General features: G+C 40.9%; 22 protein-coding genes. 20 read left to right on the top strand and 2 right to left on the bottom strand.

Annotation, left to right across the window (positions count from 1 at the left end):
* The first annotated feature begins 12 nt into the window (after nucleotides 1-12).
* The 3 genes from hisC (at nucleotide 13) to aroA (ending at nucleotide 3,757) form a co-directional block, all read left to right on the top strand.
* A complete protein-coding gene (gene hisC / locus QLQ22_RS16595) occupies nucleotides 13-1,095 on the top strand; it encodes a histidinol-phosphate transaminase (protein WP_284015220.1) in 1,083 nt (360 codons plus the stop codon).
* Between the two features lie 213 nt (nucleotides 1,096-1,308).
* Nucleotides 1,309-2,421, top strand: a complete 1,113-nt coding sequence (locus tag QLQ22_RS16590; protein ID WP_223436273.1) for a prephenate dehydrogenase — start codon at nucleotides 1,309-1,311, stop codon at nucleotides 2,419-2,421.
* A gap of 13 nt (nucleotides 2,422-2,434) precedes the next feature.
* On the top strand, nucleotides 2,435-3,757 hold the full coding sequence (aroA, locus tag QLQ22_RS16585; RefSeq protein ID WP_284015219.1) for a 3-phosphoshikimate 1-carboxyvinyltransferase: 1,323 nt from the start codon (nucleotides 2,435-2,437) through the stop codon (nucleotides 3,755-3,757).
* A 40-nt stretch (nucleotides 3,758-3,797) separates the two neighbouring features.
* Here the strand turns inward: aroA and QLQ22_RS16580 are convergent, their stop codons facing one another.
* Nucleotides 3,798-3,938 (bottom strand): hypothetical protein, encoded by a 141-nt coding sequence (locus tag QLQ22_RS16580; RefSeq protein ID WP_223436268.1) that lies wholly within the window; start codon nucleotides 3,936-3,938, stop codon nucleotides 3,798-3,800.
* Nucleotides 3,939-3,998: 60 nt separating this feature from the next.
* On the opposite strand from QLQ22_RS16580, the gene QLQ22_RS16575 reads away from it, so the two are divergent.
* From QLQ22_RS16575 to ypjB, 10 genes are all read left to right on the top strand, one after another.
* Nucleotides 3,999-4,892 (top strand): amidohydrolase family protein, encoded by an 894-nt coding sequence (locus QLQ22_RS16575; protein WP_284015218.1) that lies wholly within the window; start codon nucleotides 3,999-4,001, stop codon nucleotides 4,890-4,892.
* A 27-nt stretch (nucleotides 4,893-4,919) separates the two neighbouring features.
* On the top strand, nucleotides 4,920-6,185 hold the full coding sequence (locus QLQ22_RS16570) for a tetratricopeptide repeat protein (protein ID WP_284015217.1): 1,266 nt from the start codon (nucleotides 4,920-4,922) through the stop codon (nucleotides 6,183-6,185).
* Between the two features lie 81 nt (nucleotides 6,186-6,266).
* The gene (locus tag QLQ22_RS16565) at nucleotides 6,267-6,806 is read left to right on the top strand and encodes a ReoY family proteolytic degradation factor (RefSeq protein WP_223436262.1); all 540 of its coding nucleotides are present in this window, start codon (nucleotides 6,267-6,269) and stop codon (nucleotides 6,804-6,806) included.
* Nucleotides 6,807-6,996: 190 nt separating this feature from the next.
* Nucleotides 6,997-10,680, top strand: coding sequence for an alpha-amylase family glycosyl hydrolase (locus tag QLQ22_RS16560; RefSeq protein ID WP_284015216.1), 3,684 nt, complete (start codon nucleotides 6,997-6,999; stop codon nucleotides 10,678-10,680).
* Nucleotides 10,681-11,012: 332 nt separating this feature from the next.
* On the top strand, nucleotides 11,013-11,468 hold the full coding sequence (locus QLQ22_RS16555) for a YpiF family protein (protein ID WP_223436258.1): 456 nt from the start codon (nucleotides 11,013-11,015) through the stop codon (nucleotides 11,466-11,468).
* A 141-nt stretch (nucleotides 11,469-11,609) separates the two neighbouring features.
* Nucleotides 11,610-12,119 (top strand): Rieske (2Fe-2S) protein, encoded by a 510-nt coding sequence (locus QLQ22_RS16550; protein ID WP_223436256.1) that lies wholly within the window; start codon nucleotides 11,610-11,612, stop codon nucleotides 12,117-12,119.
* Between the two features lie 3 nt (nucleotides 12,120-12,122).
* On the top strand, nucleotides 12,123-12,797 hold the full coding sequence (gene qcrB / locus QLQ22_RS16545) for a menaquinol-cytochrome c reductase cytochrome b subunit (RefSeq protein ID WP_029280290.1): 675 nt from the start codon (nucleotides 12,123-12,125) through the stop codon (nucleotides 12,795-12,797).
* Nucleotides 12,798-12,872: 75 nt separating this feature from the next.
* Nucleotides 12,873-13,640 (top strand): menaquinol-cytochrome c reductase cytochrome b/c subunit, encoded by a 768-nt coding sequence (locus QLQ22_RS16540; RefSeq protein ID WP_223436254.1) that lies wholly within the window; start codon nucleotides 12,873-12,875, stop codon nucleotides 13,638-13,640.
* Nucleotides 13,641-13,721: 81 nt separating this feature from the next.
* On the top strand, nucleotides 13,722-14,315 hold the full coding sequence (lhaT, locus tag QLQ22_RS16535) for a lipoprotein heptaprenylglyceryl N-acetyltransferase LhaT (RefSeq protein WP_223436252.1): 594 nt from the start codon (nucleotides 13,722-13,724) through the stop codon (nucleotides 14,313-14,315).
* A 94-nt stretch (nucleotides 14,316-14,409) separates the two neighbouring features.
* On the top strand, nucleotides 14,410-15,219 hold the full coding sequence (gene ypjB, locus QLQ22_RS16530) for a sporulation protein YpjB (protein ID WP_223436251.1): 810 nt from the start codon (nucleotides 14,410-14,412) through the stop codon (nucleotides 15,217-15,219).
* A gap of 49 nt (nucleotides 15,220-15,268) precedes the next feature.
* Here the strand turns inward: ypjB and QLQ22_RS16525 are convergent, their stop codons facing one another.
* On the bottom strand, nucleotides 15,269-16,141 hold the full coding sequence (locus QLQ22_RS16525) for a YitT family protein (RefSeq protein WP_223436249.1): 873 nt from the start codon (nucleotides 16,139-16,141) through the stop codon (nucleotides 15,269-15,271).
* 152 nt (nucleotides 16,142-16,293) lie between these two features.
* Between QLQ22_RS16525 and QLQ22_RS16520 the strand changes: the two genes are divergently transcribed.
* From QLQ22_RS16520 to QLQ22_RS16490, 7 genes are read left to right on the top strand one after another with little or no spacing between them, the layout of a single operon-like run.
* The gene (locus tag QLQ22_RS16520; RefSeq protein WP_223436247.1) at nucleotides 16,294-16,623 is read left to right on the top strand and encodes a nucleotide pyrophosphohydrolase; all 330 of its coding nucleotides are present in this window, start codon (nucleotides 16,294-16,296) and stop codon (nucleotides 16,621-16,623) included.
* Nucleotides 16,624-16,635: 12 nt separating this feature from the next.
* Complete coding sequence (dapB, locus tag QLQ22_RS16515) at nucleotides 16,636-17,433, top strand: 4-hydroxy-tetrahydrodipicolinate reductase (protein ID WP_223436244.1); 798 nt, start codon at nucleotides 16,636-16,638, stop codon at nucleotides 17,431-17,433.
* A gap of 13 nt (nucleotides 17,434-17,446) precedes the next feature.
* Entirely contained in the window at nucleotides 17,447-17,875 is a 429-nt protein-coding gene (gene mgsA / locus QLQ22_RS16510) for a methylglyoxal synthase (RefSeq protein ID WP_223436242.1), read from the top strand.
* Nucleotides 17,838-18,578, top strand: a complete 741-nt coding sequence (gene bshB1, locus QLQ22_RS16505; protein ID WP_223436240.1) for a bacillithiol biosynthesis deacetylase BshB1 — start codon at nucleotides 17,838-17,840, stop codon at nucleotides 18,576-18,578. Before mgsA ends, bshB1 begins: the two co-directional genes overlap by 38 nt.
* Nucleotides 18,575-19,720, top strand: a complete 1,146-nt coding sequence (gene bshA, locus QLQ22_RS16500) for an N-acetyl-alpha-D-glucosaminyl L-malate synthase BshA (protein WP_223436238.1) — start codon at nucleotides 18,575-18,577, stop codon at nucleotides 19,718-19,720. Before bshB1 ends, bshA begins: the two co-directional genes overlap by 4 nt.
* Nucleotides 19,713-20,912 (top strand): CCA tRNA nucleotidyltransferase, encoded by a 1,200-nt coding sequence (locus tag QLQ22_RS16495; RefSeq protein WP_284015215.1) that lies wholly within the window; start codon nucleotides 19,713-19,715, stop codon nucleotides 20,910-20,912. The genes bshA and QLQ22_RS16495 overlap by 8 nt, the downstream gene beginning before the upstream one ends.
* A complete protein-coding gene (locus QLQ22_RS16490; protein WP_223436234.1) occupies nucleotides 20,897-21,880 on the top strand; it encodes a biotin--[acetyl-CoA-carboxylase] ligase in 984 nt (327 codons plus the stop codon). The genes QLQ22_RS16495 and QLQ22_RS16490 overlap by 16 nt, the downstream gene beginning before the upstream one ends.
* The last annotated feature ends 174 nt before the right edge of the window (nucleotides 21,881-22,054 follow it).

Raw genomic sequence — 22,054 nt, 5'->3', positions numbered from 1 at the left:
AGGTGTCCATTCATGCAAATTAAAGATCAACTTACAAACTTAAAACCGTATCAGCCGGGAAAACCAATTGAAGAAGTAAAAAAAGAATATAACTTAACTCACATTGTGAAGCTCGCTTCCAACGAAAACCCATACGGCAGCTCAGAACGTGCGAAAAAAGCGATTCAGGATGAACTGAATCAGCTTGCACTGTACCCAGACGGCTACAGTGCACAGCTCCGTGAATCGCTGGCACGTTTTTTAAAAGTAGAGGAAAACGAAATTATTTTTGGAAATGGATCCGATGAAATTGTTCAGATCATTTGCCGGGCATTTTTGAAAAAAGGGACAAACACAGTGATGGCAACACCGACATTTCCTCAATACCGCCACAATGCCGTCATCGAAGACGCAGATATTAAGGAAATTCCGCTGATTAATGGAAATCACGATCTTGACTCCATGCTTGCAGCAATTGATGAACAAACAAAGGTCATTTGGCTCTGTTCACCTAACAATCCTACAGGCACTTATATTAACGAGCAGTCTTTGCATGCTTTTATGAATAAGGTTCCTGATCATGTGCTGGTTATTCTGGATGAAGCTTATTATGAATATGTGACAGCCTCTGATTTTCCAGAAACGCTGCCATTAATCAAAGAATATAAAAACGTCATGATTCTGCGTACATTCTCAAAAGCATACGGTCTTGCAGCACTCCGCGTCGGATATGGAATTGCGAACAAGGAGTTAATCAAAAGCATCGAACCTGCAAGAGAGCCTTTTAATACGAACCGTTTAGGGCAAACTGCAGCTCTGCATGCTTTAAGTGACCAGGAGTTCATTAAACAATGTGCAGAAAAAAATAAACAGGGTCTCGAACAATTTTATCAATTCAGCAAAGAACACGGTCTATCCTACTATCCTTCAGAAGGAAACTTTATTCTGATTGATTTTAACCGCGATGCTGATGAAGTATTTCAGGCGCTCCTGGAAAAAGGCTATATCGTCCGTTCCGGTAAAGCACTCGGATTTCCGACGTCTATCCGCATCACGATCGGAACGAAAGAACAAAACGAAGAGATTCTGCAGATTTTAACAGAATTGATTTCATAAAAGAAGAGGTGATCTTAATCACCTCTTTCTTATAACTATAGGAAATATCATTATATACTTTGATGTCTAGCACGATCGCCCAACTTCTCAGTCAGAACAAATCCGTCAAAAACTCATCAGACCCGGACTTTTCTGCCGGAATTATCTATCATGCCCGAGCTAAATGGGCGATTACGCTTTTCCTATACATACTGCAGCTGAAGGTGATAAGAAATGGAACAGCAGATCGAAAAAATACATATAGTAGGATTAGGGTTAATAGGCGGTTCTATCGCTCTTGCTATAAAGCAGGAGTTTCCTGCCATAACGATTGCCGGATATGATATTAATCAAAGCCAGACTGAAATCGCAAAGACTCTGACTGTAATTGATGAAATAGCCGCAGATCAATTTGACGGCATAGAGACAGCCGATATAATTATTCTTGCTACACCGGTTGAGCAGACTTTGTCTATTATCGCCGCATTAAGTTCACTTTCATTAAAAGAAAGTGTCATTATTACGGATGTAGGCAGCACAAAACAAAAAATCAGCAATCATGCAGCTTCTGTTTTCGGGGGCAATGTGCAGTTTATTGGCGGACATCCGATGGCCGGATCACATAAATCAGGTGTTATTGCGGCAAAAGCCCACCTTTTTGAAAATGCCTTTTATATCCTGACGCCTATGGAGCATACCTCAAGGGAATCGATTGGCATCCTTCAGCACGTTCTTAAAGGAACAAAGGCTCATTTTGTTGAAATGACTCCAGCTGAACATGACGAGGTTACTGGCATCATCAGTCATTTTCCGCATATCGTCGCAGCGAGCCTTGTTCACCAGGCAGGAAGATTTGAAGACAATCATCCTGTCATAAAACGTCTGGCAGCCGGCGGATTCAGGGATATCACAAGGATTGCATCAAGCAGCCCTGCAATGTGGAGAGATATACTTCTTCATAATAAAGAGAAGCTTCTTGCTTTGTTTGATGACTGGCGATACGAAATGGACCGTGTCAGAGAGCTTGTAGATGAACTTGACGGAGATGCATTATTTTCGTATTTTCAGGAAGCTAAGGATTTTAGAGATGGCCTGCCGGAGAGAGAGAAAGGCGCGATTCCTTCTTTTTACGATTTATATGTGGACGTTCCGGATTATCCCGGGGTCATTTCTGAAATTACAGGTTACCTTGCAATAGAGGAAATCAGCATTACGAACATTCGGATTATTGAAACACGCGAAGAGATTTATGGTGTGCTGAGATTAAGCTTTCAGACGGATGTCGACCGTGAACGGGCTCAAAAATGCATCGAGAAACATACAGACTACAAAACATTTTTCAGTTAATGAGGTGATCAGCATGTCAAATGAAAAGAAATTGCGAAGAGCAGAGACTTTAAGCGGCGAAATTGCCATTCCCGGTGATAAATCCATTTCGCATAGAGCGGTCATGTTCGGAGCTCTTGCAAATGGTGAGACAGTTATTGAAAACTTCCTTGCTGGAGCAGACTGTTTATCCACTATTGCCTGCTTCAGACAAATGGGCGTTGAAATAGAACAGGACGGAGCGAAGGTGAAAGTCTCAGGGAAAGGAATTGATTCTCTAAGGGAACCTGAAGAATTATTGGATGTAGGCAATTCAGGTACAACTACCCGTCTAATGCTGGGCATTTTAGCAGGACGTCCGTTCCATGCCTGCATCATCGGCGATGAATCAATTGCTAAAAGGCCGATGACACGTGTCACTGATCCTCTAAGAGAGATGGGTGCATCTATTGATGGCAGACAAAACGGCAATTATACGCCTATTTCCATTCGCGGAGGCACACTTAAAGGATTAGACTATGTATCACCTGTAGCTAGCGCTCAAGTTAAGTCTGCTATTCTGCTTGCAGGGCTGCAGGCAAAAAATGAAAAAACGCGAGTAACAGAACCTCATAAATCAAGAGATCATACGGAAAGAATGCTTAGAGCTTTCGGTGTTGAAGTGAAGGAAAATGATCGATCAGCAGAGATTATCGGCGGTCAGTCTCTTAAGGCTGCATCCATTCAGGTTCCCGGTGATATTTCTTCTGCAGCCTTTTTCTTAGTAGCAGGTGCAATTGTTCCAGACAGTACCATTACGCTGAAAAATGTAGGGATCAATCCGACCAGAACAGGGATTATTGAAGTTCTTAAAAAAATGGGTGCAGATTTAACGATTAAAGAGAAAGGATCTCACGCCCATGAGCCTGTTGCGGATTTAACGATTTCAGCGTCTGAATTAAAAGGAACAGTGATATCAGGAGAATTAATTCCGCGATTGATCGATGAAATTCCCGTTATTGCATTGCTTGCCACTCAAGCTGAAGGGGAGACAATCATTAAAGATGCAAGTGAGCTGAAGGTGAAAGAAACAAACCGCATTGATACGGTTGTGCAGGAGCTTAAGAAGCTTGGAGCAGATATTGAGCCTACAGATGACGGCATGATTATCCGGGGCAAGCAGGCCTTAAGAACGTCAGCATCGGTATCAAGCCATGGTGATCATAGAATCGGTATGATGCTTGCAGTTGCGGCTCTTATAACAGAAGGAGAGGTTTCATTGTCAGGTCATGAAGCAATCAATGTATCCTATCCGCAATTTTTTGAACACTTAAACCAGCTCGCTGATAAGAAAAGCGGAAGCGCCCGTCTAGCTTAGGCCTGACAGTTTAGAGTCCGGAAAAAAGTCCAGGTTTGACTTATTTGCCGGATTTGTTCTGGCCGAGGAGTTGGGCTGTGAAGCTGGACAGTAATGAGCAAACTTTTAAACTTTCTAATTCACTCAGGAAAAATGCCTGCAGGAAAAAAGTTTTCCTGCAGGTTTCTTCTTTAACTGTCATATCCTTCGCCTTCCCTTCATAGCTTGTCTTAAGAAGGTTGTAAGGGAGGGATGAAAGGCTTTGGCCTACCTTATTGAAGATGCAAATATTTTAAAAAATGGCGAAATCGTTAAGACCTCGATTCTAATACGAAATAACAAAATTGATTACATGAGTTCTTCGATGCAGAAGATGACATGCATGAAAATGAATGCTGCGGACTATCTGTTAACATCTGGTCATGTGATGCTTGATTTTTCTATTGGAGGTTCTTTTTCAGAAATAAAACGAATCTTCACAGAAAAACTGATCGCAAAAGGCTGTACCACTGTAATAGCAATTGCCGAGACAGAATATGAACGGGATCTCCCCGAAGCCATTCGCAAAAAGAAACAAATGATGATCAATTCTCCAATCGATTACTGCATCGGTGTGAAAGTTCCGCTGAAAAGATTGACCCCATCATTGCTCATTAGCTGCAAAAAAAATAAAATTCCACTGCTCATTTTAGAGATTCATCCAGAAGATTCAATCGCTGATTTTCCATGGGAATGGATCCGCGGAAGCATATACGGATTCCCGATGACATTCCTTCCTCAATGGACCGGAATACATTCAGATAAAAGGAGAAAACAGTTTTCTGAATTGATGAATAGACACCGAATGTCCGCAGAACCAGACTGTCCTTCAGAACATGAACCGCTTGAAAAATCACTGTTAATGAAAATCGGGATTTACCCTGAAAAAGGAGATATCAGGATCGGCGGCGAAGTTGATTATAACCTCTATGTGCGAAATGGATTCAATTCAGTTGAAGAAATGTCCGCTAGCAGGTATCATAATCATATTCCTACATTTACGATTCATAAGGGACAGCTGATCAAAGTGGATGAAAAAGTTTGCATAAGGCCTGGATTTGGAGAGTTTTGTGAAATCTCCATGTCGGGCAGGTTTGCTGCAAATGCTGTCCCATAAGGATTTCCTTGGAAAGGGCGTTACAAGTTGAAAAATTCACTAATTGAAGCAATAGAATTAGTTGAGTCAGGACAAGCTGAAGAAGGCCTAAAAAAACTTTCAGGGCTTGAGAAGACTCTTCATGATGAAGAAAAATTTCTGCTTGCGGAAAAATACTACCAATGGGGCAATACGGAGCATGCGCTGAATATAATGGAAGACATGCATTTATTGTACCCGGAAGAATCTGAGGTTACGGTATTTTTAGCAGAAGTCTATATAGATATGGACGAAGAAGAAAAAGCAATTGAACTGCTGGGTACAATCCCTGAAACAGACACCGCTTATGTACAGGCTTTGATCCTTTCTGCTGATTTGTATCAAATGCAGGGATTAAATGAAGTAAGTGAACAAAAGCTCCTGTCTGCTAAAAAAATGGTGCCGAATGAACCTGTGATCGACTTTGCTCTCGGAGAACTATATTTTCATCAAGGGCATTACCACAAAGCCATCCCCTATTTTAAAGATGTATTAAAAGAGCATACAGTTATAACCGGTGTCAATGTCTATCAGAGGCTTGCAGAATCGATCAGTGCTTCAGGTGAATTTGAAGAAGCTCTTCCGTACTATGAAAAAGCAGTCGATCAACAAGTAGATTTGCACACGTTGTTCGGTTATGGTTTTACAGCACTTCAGGCAAATTATCCTAAGACAGCAATTGATCAGTTTTTAAAATTAAAAGAACTCGATCATGAATATACATCTCTTTATTTATATTTAGCAAAAGCATATGAAGAAGAAGGCATGCTGAAGGAAAGTCTTGAAACTGTAAAAGACGGATTGAAGGTGGATGAGTATAATAAGGAGCTTTATGTTTACGGAGGGAAAATCGCTTTAAAAAATAATGAGCCAAACGAAGCATCAGCCTTGCTTCAGCAAGCCATTGCCATTGATCCAGGACATGTCGAAGCAACCATTACACTGACAAATATTTATATGCAGGAGCAAAAATATGAAGAGGTTATTGACTGTCTGAAAGAAGTGATGAGGTACGGCGAGGAAGATCCTGAATATGACCGCAAATTAGCACGAGCTTATCATGAAACAGAGCAATATTCGGATGCATTAAACCATTACCAGCGAGCATATAATTTCTTCAAGGAAGAACCAGATTTTCTTACGGAGTACGGTTATTACCTGTTAGAGGACGGAAATCGCGCCGCCGCCAGGGAAATGTTCCGCCAGGCATTAAAGCATGATCCGGCGAATGTCGAAATCGAAGAGATTTTGATACAATTAGAAGATGATTTTTAACGTCCAATCGGAAGGATTTCACCTAGGATCTGTTGAACTTTAAGAATAAGAATCTACAGTTAGCAGAGGAGGGAAATGCATATGATGGCCCCTGTATCTGTCATTGAGAAGAAGGATTTTATCAGGTGGTTTTTAAATCATTATCAGTTGAAAAGACGGGAATGTGTTTGGATCTTGAATTACTTAATGAGTCACGACACGCTGATGGAAAAAGTGCATTTCGTTGAGCAGGCCCAATATTGTCCGCGCGGGATTATCATGTCAACCCACTGCGTAGAGGAAGTGCCGTTTCGTTTTTACAAAGAAAATGTCATGACAACGGATGCAGAAAAATCCTTCCATGACATTCGGTTAAATAAAGACGAGGATCTGTTCATTCAGCTCAACTTCCGCTCGGCCTATCAATCGCCGAATTATGCAGCAGTGCTGGAAGCCAATCCATTTATGCCGAAACATCTCAACATTAATGAAAAAGACCGTGTAGTAGCTGAACGCATTTTAGAGCAATCGATTCAAACGTTCCAAAAAGAAAAATTACTTCAAATGATTGATGACGCACTTGACCGCCAGGATAAAGAAGCGTTTGAAAGCTTGACTGAAAAACTGAAATGTTTGAAATAAGGAAGGAACCTCCATTAGATGAGGTTCTTTTTTTGATTGAACAAGGAAAGAGAAAAGATATTTTCAGAATTTTCAATTGATTTATCGGTCATATCATGACAAAATATCATTGATGAGTGCAATCGTTTACATATATGAAACCATCTAAATTGTATAAACGATTATGCTTACAGTAAAAGGGGGGAATGGGATGAGGAGAATGAGAAGGAAATGGACATCCTTTCTGTTAATTATTCTGCTCCTGTCAAGTGGTGTAATGAGTTCTTGGCAGGCATTTGCCGCTGATGAAAAAAGCGTAATAACGGTTGATGGAAACGATCATGACTGGGCAGGAACAGAACCGCTGGCATCATCTGCAAACCCGGGATATGAAGGATTTCATCTCGGAAATGTCTATCTGAAAAATGACAGCAAATTTCTCTATTACTGGGTTGATGCTAAAAATGTCCCAAACTGGGGCGACAATGGCATGTACATGAATCTGGCATTAAACGTAAATAACGAAGATTCGAATGTGGAAGGAAATCCATGGGGAGCACCATTCCATTTTGGAGGTACAGATGCAAAACCTCAGTTTCATATCGTTTCAAGAATAAAGAATGATCGTGAAATAGCCCGAGCTGCGTTATACAGTGCAGAAGATTTTAATCATCCCAGACTTTCCACTTGGGAAAATATCAAAGGTGCACAGTTTGCATCTGACCGCACGAAGGGATTTGAAGGGAAAATCCCATTAAGTGAAATGGGGCTTGAAAATAATGATTCACTAAAAGCAATTGCCGTATTAAGCGGAAATACTGCTGCTGAACATGGTGCATTTGATGTAAGCCCTGAGGCCAGCGGAAATACTGCTGCAGGATCATGGAATGAAAAAGATGATTCAAATAAGCAATCAGTCTATGGCGCTGAATATACCATTAAAGGAATCATCGATGCAAAACAGCTTGAACTTACTTCAGCAGCACCTGCTGATGGAGCTGCGGATGTTAAAACAACTTCACCAATTACCCTGACGTTCAATGAGCCAATAAAACTGGAGCAGCCGAATAGCATTTCCCTTATAGAAAATGGTGGACAGGCTGTAAATTCAGAAATTACTGCGGCTGCAAACCAGCTGAAAATAGTTCCTGAGATTCTGCAAAAAGAGCTAGATTATACGCTTACTGTTCCAAAACAATCCATCACCGGAGAAAAATCAGGAACAGCATTAGAGCAGGATCTCTCTCTTTCTTTAAAAACAAGTGAGATGAACAGTCCGGTTAAAAGGTATGTACAGTTTACGTATTCCAGAGAGGATGCCGATTATGACGGCTGGAATATTTGGACTTGGCAAACGGGACTTGAAGATGGCGAAAAGCTGTTTACTGAAGAGAATGATAGAGGTGCCGTTTCAAAGTTTGAAGTAGGAGCGGAGGCATCGAACATAGGATTTGTGATTAGAAAAGGTCAGGACTGGGCTGTAAAGGATCCATATGATCAAGACAGGTATATTGAAACAGATCCATCACAGCCGCTGACAAAAGTGTTTGTCGAAAGCGGTAAGAGTGAGTTTCACACAATTCCAGCGATAAAGGGTCCTGTCATATCGGAAGGAAAAGCAACATTCTTCTATCGCGATCAGGAGCTATTCGAAAACAATGCGATGTCTGATATTGATCATGTAAAAATAAAAATTGACGGCAAGCAATTTGACATGAAATATGATGAGAAAAATGAATATTTCTTATATACATTTGAACTGCCAAAAGAGGGGAAGTATGAATACAAGTTTCTTGTCACAATGGGCGGAACAACGAAAGAAGTAACAGATCCATATAATGAAAAATCATATATCGACTACGTCATTCCAAAAGTAAAGATGAAAGCAGCTGTATCTCCAAAAGAAGTGACATCCAATCAGAATGCTGTCTTAAGTCTGGATATAAAATCTGATCAGGAAAACATCCTGTTTTCAGATACGTATGCTGATGCTTCATCTATTGGAGGACCGGATGACTTGCAGATCGATCCACAATTAAAAGAAGTGACTTTGTCAGTAAAGAGTTCGGTGCCTGCCGGTGATAAAGAAATTCCGGTTACAGCTGTTGATGAATTTGGCAACAAACATACAACAACAGCAGCGATTTCAGTAAAACCAAGGGTTTCCGAAGGAGAAGGAGATTTTGACTGGGACGAGGCAAGAATCTATTTTATGCTGACTGACCGGTTCAATGATGGCGACCAGGGGAATAACGATCCCAATAATGAAAAATATGATGTGAATCATCCTGAATCATATCACGGCGGAGATTTTAAAGGAATATCCGAAAAGCTTGACTATCTTGATGATCTTGGCATCAATACAATCTGGATTACACCAATTGTGGATAATATTGATTGGGATCTTCGTCATAATAAAAACGGCAATCAATACGGTTACCACGGATATTGGGCAAAGGACTTCTCAAAGCTTGATGAACATCTTGGCGAGATGGAGGATTTGAATGAATTGCTGGATAAGGCACATGAACGTAAAATAAAGATTATGGTCGATGTTGTATTGAATCATACCGGCTATGGATTAAAAGAATCAGACAAGTTTGATCAGAACATCCCGAACTTTCCTCTGGATGAAGATCGTGAACGCTTCAAAGGTATGCTTCGCAGCGGGGGGACGGATGTCATAAGAGGCGAGCTTGCCGGACTGCCGGACCTGATTACAGAAGATTCAGCTGTAAGAGAGCAAATCATTGACTGGCAGACAGCGTGGGCATCTCATAAAACAAAAAAAGGAAATTCAATTGACTATTTCCGGGTAGACACTGTGAAACATGTGGAAGATACAACATGGAAAGCATTTAAAAATAAACTCACTAAAGTAAATCCTGATTTTAAACTGATTGGGGAGTATTATGGCGGCGGCATTGATAATACAGGCGGCTATTTAAACAGCGGACAGATGGATTCTCTGCTCGATTTCAATTTTAAATACGAAGCAAGAGATTTTATTAATGGTGAGATTGAGGCAGTTGAAGCAAGACTTGAGGAGCGGGGCGGCAAGCTCTCGAACACGGCGACAATGGGACAGTTCCTGAGCAGCCATGATGAAGACGGTTTCTTGCTGGCGCATGCAGGCGGAGATAAAAGCAAGCAGAAAATTGCTGCTGCTCTTCAAATAACAGCAAAAGGACAGCCGGTTATCTATTACGGAGAAGAGCTTGGGCAAACCGGAAAACACGCTGGCGATATGGATAAAGGCGAGTTTAATGAAAATCGTTATAATCTTGACTGGGACAATACGGAAAATAATGATCTGTTAACTCACTACCAGAAGCTATTAAACATCCGTAAAGACTATTCAAGCGTTTTTGCAAAAGGAGATCGGGCAAAAGTAGCAGGCAGCAATGAAGATGGATACCTTGTCTTCAAGAGAGAATACAAAGATCAATCTCTGGTTATCGGATTAAACACGACAGAAGAAATTCAGCAGATAACAATTGATGTGCCATTTGAAAAAGCTGCTGATGTTATTGATTTATACAGCGGTAAAAAATACAAGGTTTCCAGTGAACAGCAAGTAACGGTTGACTTAGCGGATCGGGAGCTTGGAGGTACGTTCATTTTATCACTTGAAAATAAAAGGACTGAGCCTCCGGCAGAAGGAGAAAATTCTCCGGGTCCGAGTGGCATTGATGAAGAAAACGGAACAGTTCAGGGTCAAAATAAATCCAATGAACATCTATCAGAAAGCAAACCAGCAGGTGAAAAAGATTCTAAGAATGAAAACAATAAGCTTCCTGCGACTTCGACAAATACCTATACTTACATGATGATAGGAGCTGTCTTGCTGATATTGGGAACGATTTTGTTTCGAAAAAAATACCAAAAAACTTAAAAATAAAGCCCCTTCTATCTATGAAGGGGCTTTTATTTTTTATGGAAGAAACCGGTATAATGTGTTTAAGAAAAGAAGAAAGAGAAAAAATAATAAAAACGATAAAACTTTAGGAGAACAAAATGAGTAAACATACCATGCTCAAGAATCAATTAATAATCAGCATCCGATAAGAGATTTAGGGAAGCAGAAATAACATATTAATCAGACTGATTTTGGAACAAAAGGTTCTTCACAATAGCCCAATATCTTCCTCAATTTCAAAACCTTATTAACAAACACATATAAAATCTATATAATTATTACATAATAAGGAGAGGGAGCTGTAAGTCATGAAATGGACATCAGAAGACGCTGACATGTTTCTTCAGTCAAAAGAATACGTAGATACCGCCATTATCCCGCTTGTTCAAATAGGATTTGGAGATAATCTGAAATCTTTGGCGGGAGAGGGAGAGTACACATCGCTGATCACAGAAGATCTTGAACGCCAGCTTAAAGGAAGAATCTTTTTGCTTCCGGCCTGCACGTACATATCAGAACAAATGCATGACAGAGAAAAAACAATTTTACAATGGTATCATGAATTAAAGGACAATTTCAAACATATTTTTTTCGTGACGAGCGATAAATTGTGGAGAAATGAAGGCGGTCCGCATAAGGACAGCGTGATCTATATTCCTCCAATTCCTATGGAACATATGGACGAGTCACTGAAAAGGAAGATGATTGAGGATCAAGTGAGTCAAATTTTGAACATTTTCTTACAATCTTGGAGGGTTTCATAAAAACCCTTACATTTTTAAAGTTCCAAAAAAGGATAATATTGACCTTACTGGAAGATTGATATATCATGAGATTGTCCTAGTTTTATATGGTTTTATCGTATGTCCTGACGGACTTCAGCTTAAGATAGAGGGGGGAAAATGATGAGCGAGAAAAAACATCGGGTTTCAAGACGACAATTTCTCAACTATACGCTGACAGGTGTAGGCGGTTTCATGGCTGCGGGTATGCTAATGCCAATGGTTCGCTTTGCGCTCGACCCTGTACTGGGCAAGGTTGAAGATCAAGATCTTGTACAGGTAGTGAAAGTAGATGAAATTACTAAAGAACCTCAACGATTTAATTTTAAAATTAAACAAGTTGATGCCTGGCACAAGTCTGAAGAACCTAGAGCAGCATGGGTTTTTAAAAATGACAAAGGGGATATAGTTGCTCTTTCTCCTGTATGTAAACATTTAGGATGCACGGTTAACTGGAACAGTGACCCTGAAAATCCTAACCAATTCTTTTGTCCTTGCCACTATGGGCGCTATGAAAAAGACGGTACAAATGTACCTGGCACACCGCCGCTTGCTCCACTCGATGTATTCGTCAGTGAAGTGAAAGATGGATTTTTGTATCTTGGTTCAGCTAAACCGCGAAAGGAGGCGTAATCAATGTTAAACAAAATTTATGATTGGGTTGATGAACGTTTAGATATTACGCCTATGTGGAGAGATATAGCTGACCATGAAGTGCCAGAACATGTAAATCCAGCGCACCATTTTTCAGCTTTCGTATACTGCTTTGGCGGACTGACGTTCTTTGTAACAGTTATTCAGGTATTATCAGGTATGTTTTTAACGATGTATTATGTTCCCGATATTAAAAATGCATGGGAATCTGTTTATTACCTGCAAAATGAAGTCGCTTTCGGACAAATTGTCCGCGGCATGCATCACTGGGGAGCAAGTCTCGTTATCGTTATGATGTTCCTACATACTTTGCGGGTATTCTTCCAAGGTGCCTACAAAAAGCCTCGTGAACTTAACTGGGTAGTTGGCGTTTTAATTTTCTTCGTTATGTTAGGGTTGGGTTTCACAGGGTATTTATTGCCTTGGGATATGAAAGCGCTATTTGCCACAAAAGTTGGTCTTCAAATAGCTGAAGCCACACCGCTTATCGGCACTCAAGTAAAAACATTGCTTGCAGGCCATCCTGAAATCGTCGGTGCACAGACATTGACTCGTTTCTTTGCCATTCATGTGTTCTTCCTTCCTGCAGCACTGTTTGGATTAATGGGAGCTCACTTCATTATGATTCGAAAGCAGGGTATATCTGGACCTCTATAAAATAATTGATTTTAATAATTGACCGCAAGTGAAACGGACTTCGTTTGCGGAACTGCCAAAGAAGGAGGGGAAATCATGCATCGCGGAAAAGGGATGAAATTTGTTGGAGATTCACGTATTCCAGCTGAAAAAAAACCGAATATTCCAAAAGATTATTCTGAATACCCGGGTAAAACGGAAGCGTTCTGGCCGAACTTCCTCTTAAAAGAGTGGCTTGTCGGAGCCGTTTTCCTAATTGGATACCTATGTTTGACTGTGGCGCATCCATCGCCGCTTGAACGTGTTGCAGATCCGACTGACACTGGATATATTCCATTGCCGGACTGGTATTTCTTATTCTTATATCAATTGCTGAAATACACATATGCTGCAGGTCCATATACAGTCATTGGCGCATTTATTATGCCAGGACTTGCATTTGGAGCACTGCTTCTTGCACCGTTTATTGACCGCGGACCAGAACGCAAGCCTTCAAAACGTCCTGTTGCTGTTGGTATGATGCTTCTTGCAGTTTCAGCAACTATTTTCTTAACTTGGGAATCTGTTGCTACTCATGACTGGGAAGCAGCTGCAGAACAAGGGAAAATTAAGGCTGAAGCTGAAATAGACAAAGAATCAGAAGGTTACAAAATTTTCACTGAACAAACGTGTGTTTCCTGTCATGGCGATACCTTAGCAGGAGGAGCTGCTGGTCCTTCATTAGTTGATAATGGATTAAAACCAGAAGAAATTGCTAAGATTGCAAAAGAGGGACAAGGTGGAATGCCTGCTGGCATTTTCAAAGGCACGGATGAAGAATTAAAAGTCCTTTCTGAGTTTGTTTCTGGTGTTACATCAAAATAAATGAAAAGCTGACGAAAAGTCAGCTTTTTTTCTACGTTTAAGGATAGATACATATTTGAGAATGAAAGAAGTTGAACAAACATGAAGTGGTTTCAATATCTGCTTGTTAAACAGCCTTTTTTGTTTATGATGTTCACTGTTAATTTATTCGGAACGATTTATGGATATTATTGGTATAGATATCAGCTTTATGAGACACCGCCTATTTTTCTTCCGTTTGTCCCTGACAGTCCAACAGCGAGTCTTTTTTTCACAATCGTCATGCTCGGGTTTTTATTTAAGAAAAATCTCCCCCTGATTGAAGCCCTTGCCATTATTACTCTTTTTAAGTACGGTATTTGGGCAGTTGTGATGAACCTTCTGGTGCTTAATGAGACAGGTGTGCTTGATCCGGTCGGCTATATGCTCATTCTTTCTCATCTCGGAATGGCTGTTCAGGGGCTGCTGTATGCCCCATATTACAGATTCAAGGCATGGCATTTAATAGCTGCGGCTGTCTGGACTCTGCATAACGAAATCATAGACTATGTGTTTGGCATGATGCCAAAATACAGTGTTCTGATGAATTATTTGCCTGAAATCGGATATTTTACATTTTGGCTGAGCCTTTTCTCCATTTATCTCGCATACCATTTTGTCGTAAGAAAGAATTCCCTTAAATTAAATTTTCTTTAACAGCAGACCGCCTTTTGATGTTCGAGTGAAAAAGGTGGTCTAACCTTGTCCACTTTTTCATACTTTTTTAGTAGAAGCTGTAGGAGGGACAAGGATGAAAAAAAGAAAAATGGTGATTGCGCTTTTCGTCATATTGATAGTCGCACTTCCTTATTGGGCTTTAGCTGATCATCAGGCAAATCACACAGGTGAATGGGAAGATTTAAATAAACTCTCAGATACAGCTCTTCAGCTGTCAAAGCAAAACCGTTTTGAAGAATCACTTCAGCTTGTTGAGTATTTTCAAAGAGAGTTTGAAAAGACTTTAAAAGATGACGGCAGTATTTCAGCAAGAGATATTCGCACAATATCTGCATCACAGCAAACAGCAGCCAAAATGCTGCAGGAGACGGGCATAACTCCTGATGAGAAAGTTAGAGCGCTTATTCAGCTGAGACTTGTGGTGGATGCAGCAGCATCTGAGCATCAGCCTTTATGGAGCTCAATGGAAGAGCCCGTCATGTCGGCTTTTTCTCAAGTGAAGGGTGATGTGAAAATGGGAGATCATCAATCTTTTCAGCAGAACTGGGATGAATTTGTCTCTCTATATGAAACAGTCTATCCAAGCATGATGATGGATATCGATTCAGAACAGCTTAAGAGAATGGATGCCCATAGATCTGTTGTTGAAGATGCTATTTTCACACAAATTCCAGTAGAGTCTCAAGTAAATCAGCTTGCATTGATGGAGGAGGAATTGCAGAATTTGTTTAATCGGGTAAAAGAGGACGATGCAGATCCCTCATTATTGTGGGTTATGATTTCAACTGGCAGCATTATCTTTTTATCCCTTTCGTATACTGGATGGCGGAAGTACAGAGGCGAGAAGGATAAAGTGAATCGTGAACGTGATATGAATAAATAAAAAGCCTCCGGAAGAGGCTTTTTTGCTTGAATGGATTGTTTAAAATGTTTTAACGGTGAATCGGATTTTTATCCGCATCTAATGTAAATCCCTCGCCAAGCACATCGTGAACATCGCTTACTGCGACAAATGCATGGGGATCAACAGAGGTAATGACCGTTTTAAGGCGGACAATTTCATTTTTGCCGACCACACAATATAAAACGTTGCGGTCCATTTTAGTGAAAGAACCCTGACCTTTTAAGATGGTTACGCCTCGGTCCATCTCCTGCATGATTTTATCCGCAATCTCCCCGTTTCGCTCAGATATGATGGTGGCTCCTTTGGCTGCATAAGCACCTTCCTGCATAAAGTCAATGACTTTTGCCGCAATGAATACCGCCACTAATGTATACATCGCTTCCTTATAGGATAAATATGTGACAAGAGAGAGAGCAATGACTACAAAATCAAACATGAACATTGTTTTGCCCATGCTCACGCCTTTATATTTATGTACAAGTCGGGCAATGATGTCTACACCGCCTGTTGTTCCGCCGTATCTGAAGATGATTCCAAGCCCGACACCGATAAAAACTCCTGCAAATAAAGCGGCTAGAGTCAGGTCGTCTTTTAGCGGCATATTAATCTGGAATCGCTGAAACAGCCATAGAAAAACAGATAATGCGACAGTTCCTATTAGGGTATAGAGGAAGGTTGTCCTGCCAAGCAGTTTCCAGCCGATAAAAAAAATCGGAATGTTAAGCACGAGATTTGAAATGGAAGGGTCGATATTAAAAATAAAATATAAAAGCAGGGTAATTCCGGTAAAACCGCCTTCAGCCAAATTGTTCTGCATGTTAAAATGAACTAGACCAAACGCAAATATAGCTGATCCGAGTAAAATAAAGAAAATATTTCGTATTTTTAACTGATTGAACATGCTGTACATCATCCTCTGCTCTAAGTCTTAGCGATAATATTATAGATGATGGAAACAAAAGGTGCAATCTGAGCCTGAAACAATACCTAAAAATTTGTCAAAAAGGCTCTGACCCGCTAACATGGAAAGGAATAAAGAAGAGGTGATGAATCATGAGCAATAAAACGATAAAAGATCTTCAAAAAGAAGTTGACGCCTATATCGGGCAGTTTAAAGAAGGCTACTTCAGCCCGCTTGCCATGATGGCAAGGCTGACAGAAGAAATGGGCGAACTCGCCCGTGAAATAAATCATACATACGGTGAAAAACCAAAAAAGCATTCAGAACAGGAAAAAAAGATAGAGGAAGAAGCAGGCGACATTCTATTTGTGTTAATTTGTCTAGCCAATTCCTTAAATATTGATCTCGAAGAAGCTCATAATCTTGTGATGAAAAAATTTAATACTAGAGACAAAGACCGCTGGACAAAAAAAGATTCTTAAGGAGAAACAGACATGGAAACAATCAAAATTGTAATTGCAGGGCCTAGGGGAAGAATGGGAAGAGAAGCAGTAAAGCTTGTAGAGGAAACAGCACACTTTTCTCTTGCCGGTGTAATTGATCACAAATATGAAGGACAAAAGCTCAGTGAAGCAGATGATTTTAATAGTGACGCCATTATCTACACAGATATTGAGAAATGCTTTTCCGAGACGAAGCCAGATGTTTTAATTGATTTAACAACACCTGAAATTGGAAAAATCCATACAAAGAAGGCACTTGAATATGGCGTAAGGCCTGTAGTGGGAACGACTGGCTTTTCGGAGGCAGATTTAAAAGAGCTTGAAGAGCTTACCGAAAACAGGGGGATTGGTGCCATTATCGCACCAAACTTTGCAATTGGAGCTATTTTAATGATGAAATTTTCACAAATGGCTGCAAAATACTTCAGCGACGTAGAAATCCTCGAAATGCATCATGATCAAAAGCTTGATGCACCGTCTGGAACAGGTCTTAAAACAGCCGAAATGATTTCAATGGTGAGAGAGGCAAAAGAACAGGGCCATCCTAACGAAGAAGAAACATTAAAGGGAGCAAGGGGAGCGAATTATCAGGGAATTCATGTTCACAGCATCCGTCTGCCTGGACTTGTCGCCCATCAGGAAGTTTTGTTTGGAGGGGACGGTCAGACATTGTCCATCCGTCACGATTCTTTTAATCGGGCATCCTTCATGTCTGGCGTAAAATTATGTGTGGAGCAGGTTATGAAACTTGATGTATTGGTTTACGGGCTTGAAAATTTAATCGACTAAAGGGGAATGTCTGATGAATATTGCACTCATAGCTCACGATAAGAAAAAAAATGATTTAATTCAATTTACGCTTGCTTATAAAGGAATCCTTGAGAAGCACAAGCTATATGCAACAGGTACCACCGGTTTTAAAGTATCTGAAGCTACCGGACTCAATATCCACCGTTTTCAATCAGGCCCTCTCGGGGGCGATCAGGAAATTGGAGCCTGCATCGCAAACAATGCAATGGATATGGTCATCTTTTTCCGAGATCCGCTGACAGCGCAGCCCCATGAACCTGATGTTACAGCTCTTATCCGTTTATGTGATGTATATGCCGTTCCGCTTGCGACAAACATGGGAACTGCTGAAATTCTTATTCATGGACTCGAACGCGGTGATATGACTTGGAGATCAATTGTAAATGACAAAGAAATCGATGACGACTATGGAAAAGAATAAACTTGATATCCTTGCCTTCGGAGCTCATCCTGATGATGCCGAAATCGGGATGGGTGGAACTCTTGCAAAATACGCAGAGCAGGGTTATAAAATTGGCATATGCGATTTAACAGAAGCTGAGCTTTCATCCAATGGAACGGTAGAGCTCAGACAGGAAGAAGCAGAACAGGCATCAAGTATTCTCGGCATACATAAACGGATTTTTCTCAACCTGCCTGACAGAGGACTATTCCTGAAAGAACAATATATTGAAAAGATCGTAACGATTATTCGGGAATATAAGCCGCGGCTTGTGTTTGTTCCGTGGTTCGAAGATCGCCATCCCGATCATGGAAATTGTGCGAAATTGGTGGAAGAAGCGAGCTTTTCAGCAGGTGTGAAAAAGGTAAGGGAACCCGGCGGTCTTATGCCTCATCGGGTAAACCGCCTCTACTATTACATGATTAATGGGTATCACAAGCCTGATTTTGTTGTGGATATAACAGATACTATGGAGAAAAAACTCGCTAGTTTAAGAGCATATGAAAGTCAGTTTATTAAAAGTGATGCTTCATTAATCACGCCATTAATTAATGGTTATATAGAAAGTGTTGAGAGCCGTGAGCGCTTATTCGGCAAAGAGGCAGGCGTTAAGTACGCAGAGGGATTTTTAACAAAATCCCCGATTTTGCTCGACAAAGATTTAATAGGTGACAGTTTATGAAGAAATTAAAAATAGGCATAACCTGCTACCCTACAGTGGGCGGTTCAGGCGTGGTGGCAACGGAGCTTGGAAAAAAACTGGCTGAAAATGGACATGAGATACATTTTGTCACAACTAGCAGACCGTTCCGATTAAACAAAATGTATCATAATATTTTTTTCCATGAAGTAGATGTTAATCAGTACTCTGTCTTTAAACATCCGCCGTACGATCTTGCCCTTGCAAGTAAAATGGCAGAAGTAGCAAAGCGGGAAGAACTGGACCTGTTTCATGTCCACTATGCTGTTCCTCATGCCATTTGCGCGCACCTGGCCAAACAAATGACAGGTGATCATCTGAAGATTGTCACTACTCTGCATGGTACGGATATTACGGTTTTGGGACATGATTTATCCCTTTCAAATATGATCAAGTTTGGCATTGAAGCATCTGATGCTGTTACAGCTGTATCTAGAGCACTCGCTGACCAAACCTATGATCTGCTGAACCCTGATAAAAAAATTCAGACCGTTTATAATTTTATTGATGAACGCATTTATCAAAAACAGAATGCTGATCATTTAAAAAGGGAGTACGGAATTTCAGAAGACGAAAAGGTCATTATCCATGTCTCTAATTTCCGGCAGGTGAAACGTGTTCAGGATGTTGTCCGTGTGTTTGCACGTGTTTTAGACAACGTAAAATCAAAGCTTCTGCTTGTAGGCGACGGACCTGAAATGACATCTGTGTGCAAGCTTGTCAGGGAACTTGGAGTCGAAAAAAACGTCCTATTTCTTGGAAAGCAAAATCACTTGGAAGAGTTATATTCCATTAGTGATGTAAAGCTCCTTCTCTCTGAAAAAGAGAGCTTTGGACTTGTGCTCTTAGAGGCAATGGCCTGCGGAGTTCCTTGTGTTGCGACAAACATTGGAGGCATTCCTGAAGTAATTAGAGACGGAATGTCCGGTTTCTTATGTGACGTAGGAGATATTAAAACGATCACTGAGAAAACAACTTCTATTCTGACGGACAAACAGCTGCACAGCCGAATGGCTTCAGAATCGATGAGAGTTGCAAAGGAAGAGTTTCATTCAAGCATTATTGTCAAACAGTATGAGGCTCTGTATTATAGTCTCCTTTCTTCAGGTGAGCGGGATGAATAAAGAATTTCAAGAGGCTCTTCCTGTTTTAAAAAGGTTAAAAGAACATGGTTTTGATGCTTATTTTGTCGGCGGTTCTGTAAGAGATCAGCTGCTTAAAAAAGAAATAAAAGATGTAGATATCGCATCGTCTGCAACCCCGGAACAAGTTAAAGCTCTATTTGAGAAAACAATTGATATTGGTTCAGAGCATGGAACAATCATTGTAATTGTCAATGGCATCCATTATGAAATTACGACTTTCAGAACAGAGTCTGCTTATGAAGACAACCGCAGACCAACAGGGGTCACATTTGTATCTTCCCTGAAAGAAGATTTGAAAAGACGGGATTTTACTGTAAATGCAATGGCGATGGATGATGCAGGAACCATTATTGATTTTTTTCAAGGCAAAGAACATGCCGAAGCTAAGATAATTACCACAGTCGGCAGTCCGCATGAGCGTTTTTCCGAAGATGCGTTAAGAATCATGAGAGCGGTCAGATTTGTCAGCCAGCTAGGGTTTTCTTTAAGCAGAGAAACACTAGATGCAATATGCGAAAAAGTGCCATTGCTTGAAAATATATCTGTCGAGCGAAAAACGGCAGAGTTTGAAAAAATCATGGCAGGTGAAGGAAGCGGAGAAGCGATGAAGCTTGTAGCGGATACAGGCATCATCGATTACCTTCCAGGTTTAGAAGGGAAAAAACAGCAGCTGCTGAATGCCAGTATTCTGCCAATCAGCGGCTTGTCTTCAAATGAAGAACGATGGACGGCATTGCTGGATGTATTAGAAATAAGCAGCATTGAAGCATTTTTAAAGAGATGGAAGCTTTCAAACCGACAAATCGGGATGATCGCAAAAAACATCTTTTATTTGCAGAAACGCAAGGAGGGTGATTTGACAAGGCAGTCCGTATACGAGGCAGGCTTGCCATGCACTCTTGAAGTGGAAGCCGTTTATTGTTTAATAAAAGGAGAAACGATGTCAAAAGGGCTAATCGCAGAACTACAGGCATTCTATAAAAATCTGCCGATTCACTCTAAAAATGAACTCGCGATTGGCGGAGCTGACCTGATGCAGTTCAGCAGTCAAAAGCCTGGCCCGTGGATGGGTGAGTTACTTAAAAAGATTGAGCTCGCCGTTGTGAACGATGAAGTCGAAAACAGCAAGGAAGCTATTAAGGAGATGTTAAGATCGTGCAATCTGATCTAAGAACACGATTGTTGCAGGCTTTTTCAGAAGCTGAAGGTGAATTTCTATCCGGTCAAAAACTAAGTGAAACACTTGGCTGCTCAAGAACGGCAGTCTGGAAACATATTGAAGATTTAAGAAGTGAAGGGTATGAGCTTGAGGCTGTGAGAAAGCGAGGCTACAGGATCACTTATAAGCCTGACAAAATCAGCGGAAATGAAATACAGCTTGGACTGAAGACAGAGTTTATGGGCCGTCATATCCATTTTGAAGAGGTTCTTTCTTCGACGCAAAAAATTGCCCACACATTAGCTGGGGATGGAGCGAAGGAAGGAACAATTGTCGTAGCGGATCAGCAGACAAGCGGGAGAGGCAGACTGGCAAGAGCGTGGTATTCTCCGAAGCAGACAGGTATTTGGATGAGCATGATTCTAAGACCAAAGATTCCGATTAACAAAACCCCTCAATTAACGCTGCTGACTGCTGTCGCACTAATCCAGGCGATTGAAGAAGTGACAGGCCTCACACCAGAAATCAAGTGGCCGAATGATATTCTCATAAACGGCAAAAAAATTGTCGGCATCCTGACGGAACTTCAGGCAGAAGCAGACAGAGTGCATTCCGTGATCATCGGTGTCGGTATGAATGTCAATCACACTTTGGATCAATTTCCCGAGGAGCTGCAGGCAACCGCAACTTCCATTGCTGCAGAAACAGGTGAGCAAGCGGACAGAGCACAGGTTATTCAGGCCATAATGATGAATTTTGAAAAGCTCTATACCAGCTATTTAGTTCATGGATTTAAACCTGTAAAGCTGCTATGGGAAAGCTATGCCATCAGCCTGAATAAAAATCTGATTGCAAGAACCCTTCAGGGCACAATTCGCGGGCGTGCCATCGGAATAGATGATGAAGGTGTGCTGCTTCTTGAAACAAACGAAGGCAACATTGAAAAAATATATTCTGCCGATATCGAAATTCAGTCATAGTAAGTTTTAGCCAATATTATTACTTTAACATGAGCCTAATAAAGTGGCTTCCCGTTTTATTTTCTGTTATAATTCTTGTCGGGTAGTATCCTTATTTGGAACTGCACCTGCACTAAGTTTTCTTACAATTTTAATAAAAGTTCTGCCTTGATCCGGAATGCGGACTGGGACAGA

Origin of the sequence: Metabacillus hrfriensis (assembly GCF_030127205.1) — a bacterium.
GTDB lineage: Bacteria > Bacillota > Bacilli > Bacillales > Bacillaceae > Bacillus_P > Bacillus_P dongyingensis.
Note: the sequence above shows the minus strand (reverse complement) of the source record. Positions and strands in the feature narration are given on the sequence as shown.

Excerpts from the sequence above, each read along its gene's own strand:
- lhaT (WP_223436252.1), top strand. The coding sequence starts at position 13,722 with ATGAAGTGGTTTCAATATCTGCTTGTTAAACAGCCTTTTTTGTTTATG.
- mgsA (WP_223436242.1), top strand. The coding sequence starts at position 17,447 with ATGAATATTGCACTCATAGCTCACGATAAGAAAAAAAATGATTTAATT.
- QLQ22_RS16525 (WP_223436249.1), bottom strand. The coding sequence starts at position 16,141 with ATGTTCAATCAGTTAAAAATACGAAATATTTTCTTTATTTTACTCGGA.
- aroA (WP_284015219.1), top strand. The coding sequence starts at position 2,435 with ATGTCAAATGAAAAGAAATTGCGAAGAGCAGAGACTTTAAGCGGCGAA.
- bshA (WP_223436238.1), top strand. The coding sequence starts at position 18,575 with ATGAAGAAATTAAAAATAGGCATAACCTGCTACCCTACAGTGGGCGGT.
- ypjB (WP_223436251.1), top strand. The coding sequence starts at position 14,410 with ATGAAAAAAAGAAAAATGGTGATTGCGCTTTTCGTCATATTGATAGTC.
- QLQ22_RS16540 (WP_223436254.1), top strand. The coding sequence starts at position 12,873 with ATGCATCGCGGAAAAGGGATGAAATTTGTTGGAGATTCACGTATTCCA.
- qcrB (WP_029280290.1), top strand. The coding sequence starts at position 12,123 with ATGTTAAACAAAATTTATGATTGGGTTGATGAACGTTTAGATATTACG.
- dapB (WP_223436244.1), top strand. The coding sequence starts at position 16,636 with ATGGAAACAATCAAAATTGTAATTGCAGGGCCTAGGGGAAGAATGGGA.
- QLQ22_RS16550 (WP_223436256.1), top strand. The coding sequence starts at position 11,610 with ATGAGCGAGAAAAAACATCGGGTTTCAAGACGACAATTTCTCAACTAT.
- QLQ22_RS16520 (WP_223436247.1), top strand. The coding sequence starts at position 16,294 with ATGAGCAATAAAACGATAAAAGATCTTCAAAAAGAAGTTGACGCCTAT.
- bshB1 (WP_223436240.1), top strand. The coding sequence starts at position 17,838 with ATGACAAAGAAATCGATGACGACTATGGAAAAGAATAAACTTGATATC.
- QLQ22_RS16580 (WP_223436268.1), bottom strand. The coding sequence starts at position 3,938 with ATGACAGTTAAAGAAGAAACCTGCAGGAAAACTTTTTTCCTGCAGGCA.
- QLQ22_RS16560 (WP_284015216.1), top strand. The coding sequence starts at position 6,997 with ATGAGGAGAATGAGAAGGAAATGGACATCCTTTCTGTTAATTATTCTG.
- QLQ22_RS16495 (WP_284015215.1), top strand. The coding sequence starts at position 19,713 with ATGAATAAAGAATTTCAAGAGGCTCTTCCTGTTTTAAAAAGGTTAAAA.
- QLQ22_RS16565 (WP_223436262.1), top strand. The coding sequence starts at position 6,267 with ATGATGGCCCCTGTATCTGTCATTGAGAAGAAGGATTTTATCAGGTGG.
- QLQ22_RS16590 (WP_223436273.1), top strand. The coding sequence starts at position 1,309 with ATGGAACAGCAGATCGAAAAAATACATATAGTAGGATTAGGGTTAATA.
- hisC (WP_284015220.1), top strand. The coding sequence starts at position 13 with ATGCAAATTAAAGATCAACTTACAAACTTAAAACCGTATCAGCCGGGA.
- QLQ22_RS16555 (WP_223436258.1), top strand. The coding sequence starts at position 11,013 with ATGAAATGGACATCAGAAGACGCTGACATGTTTCTTCAGTCAAAAGAA.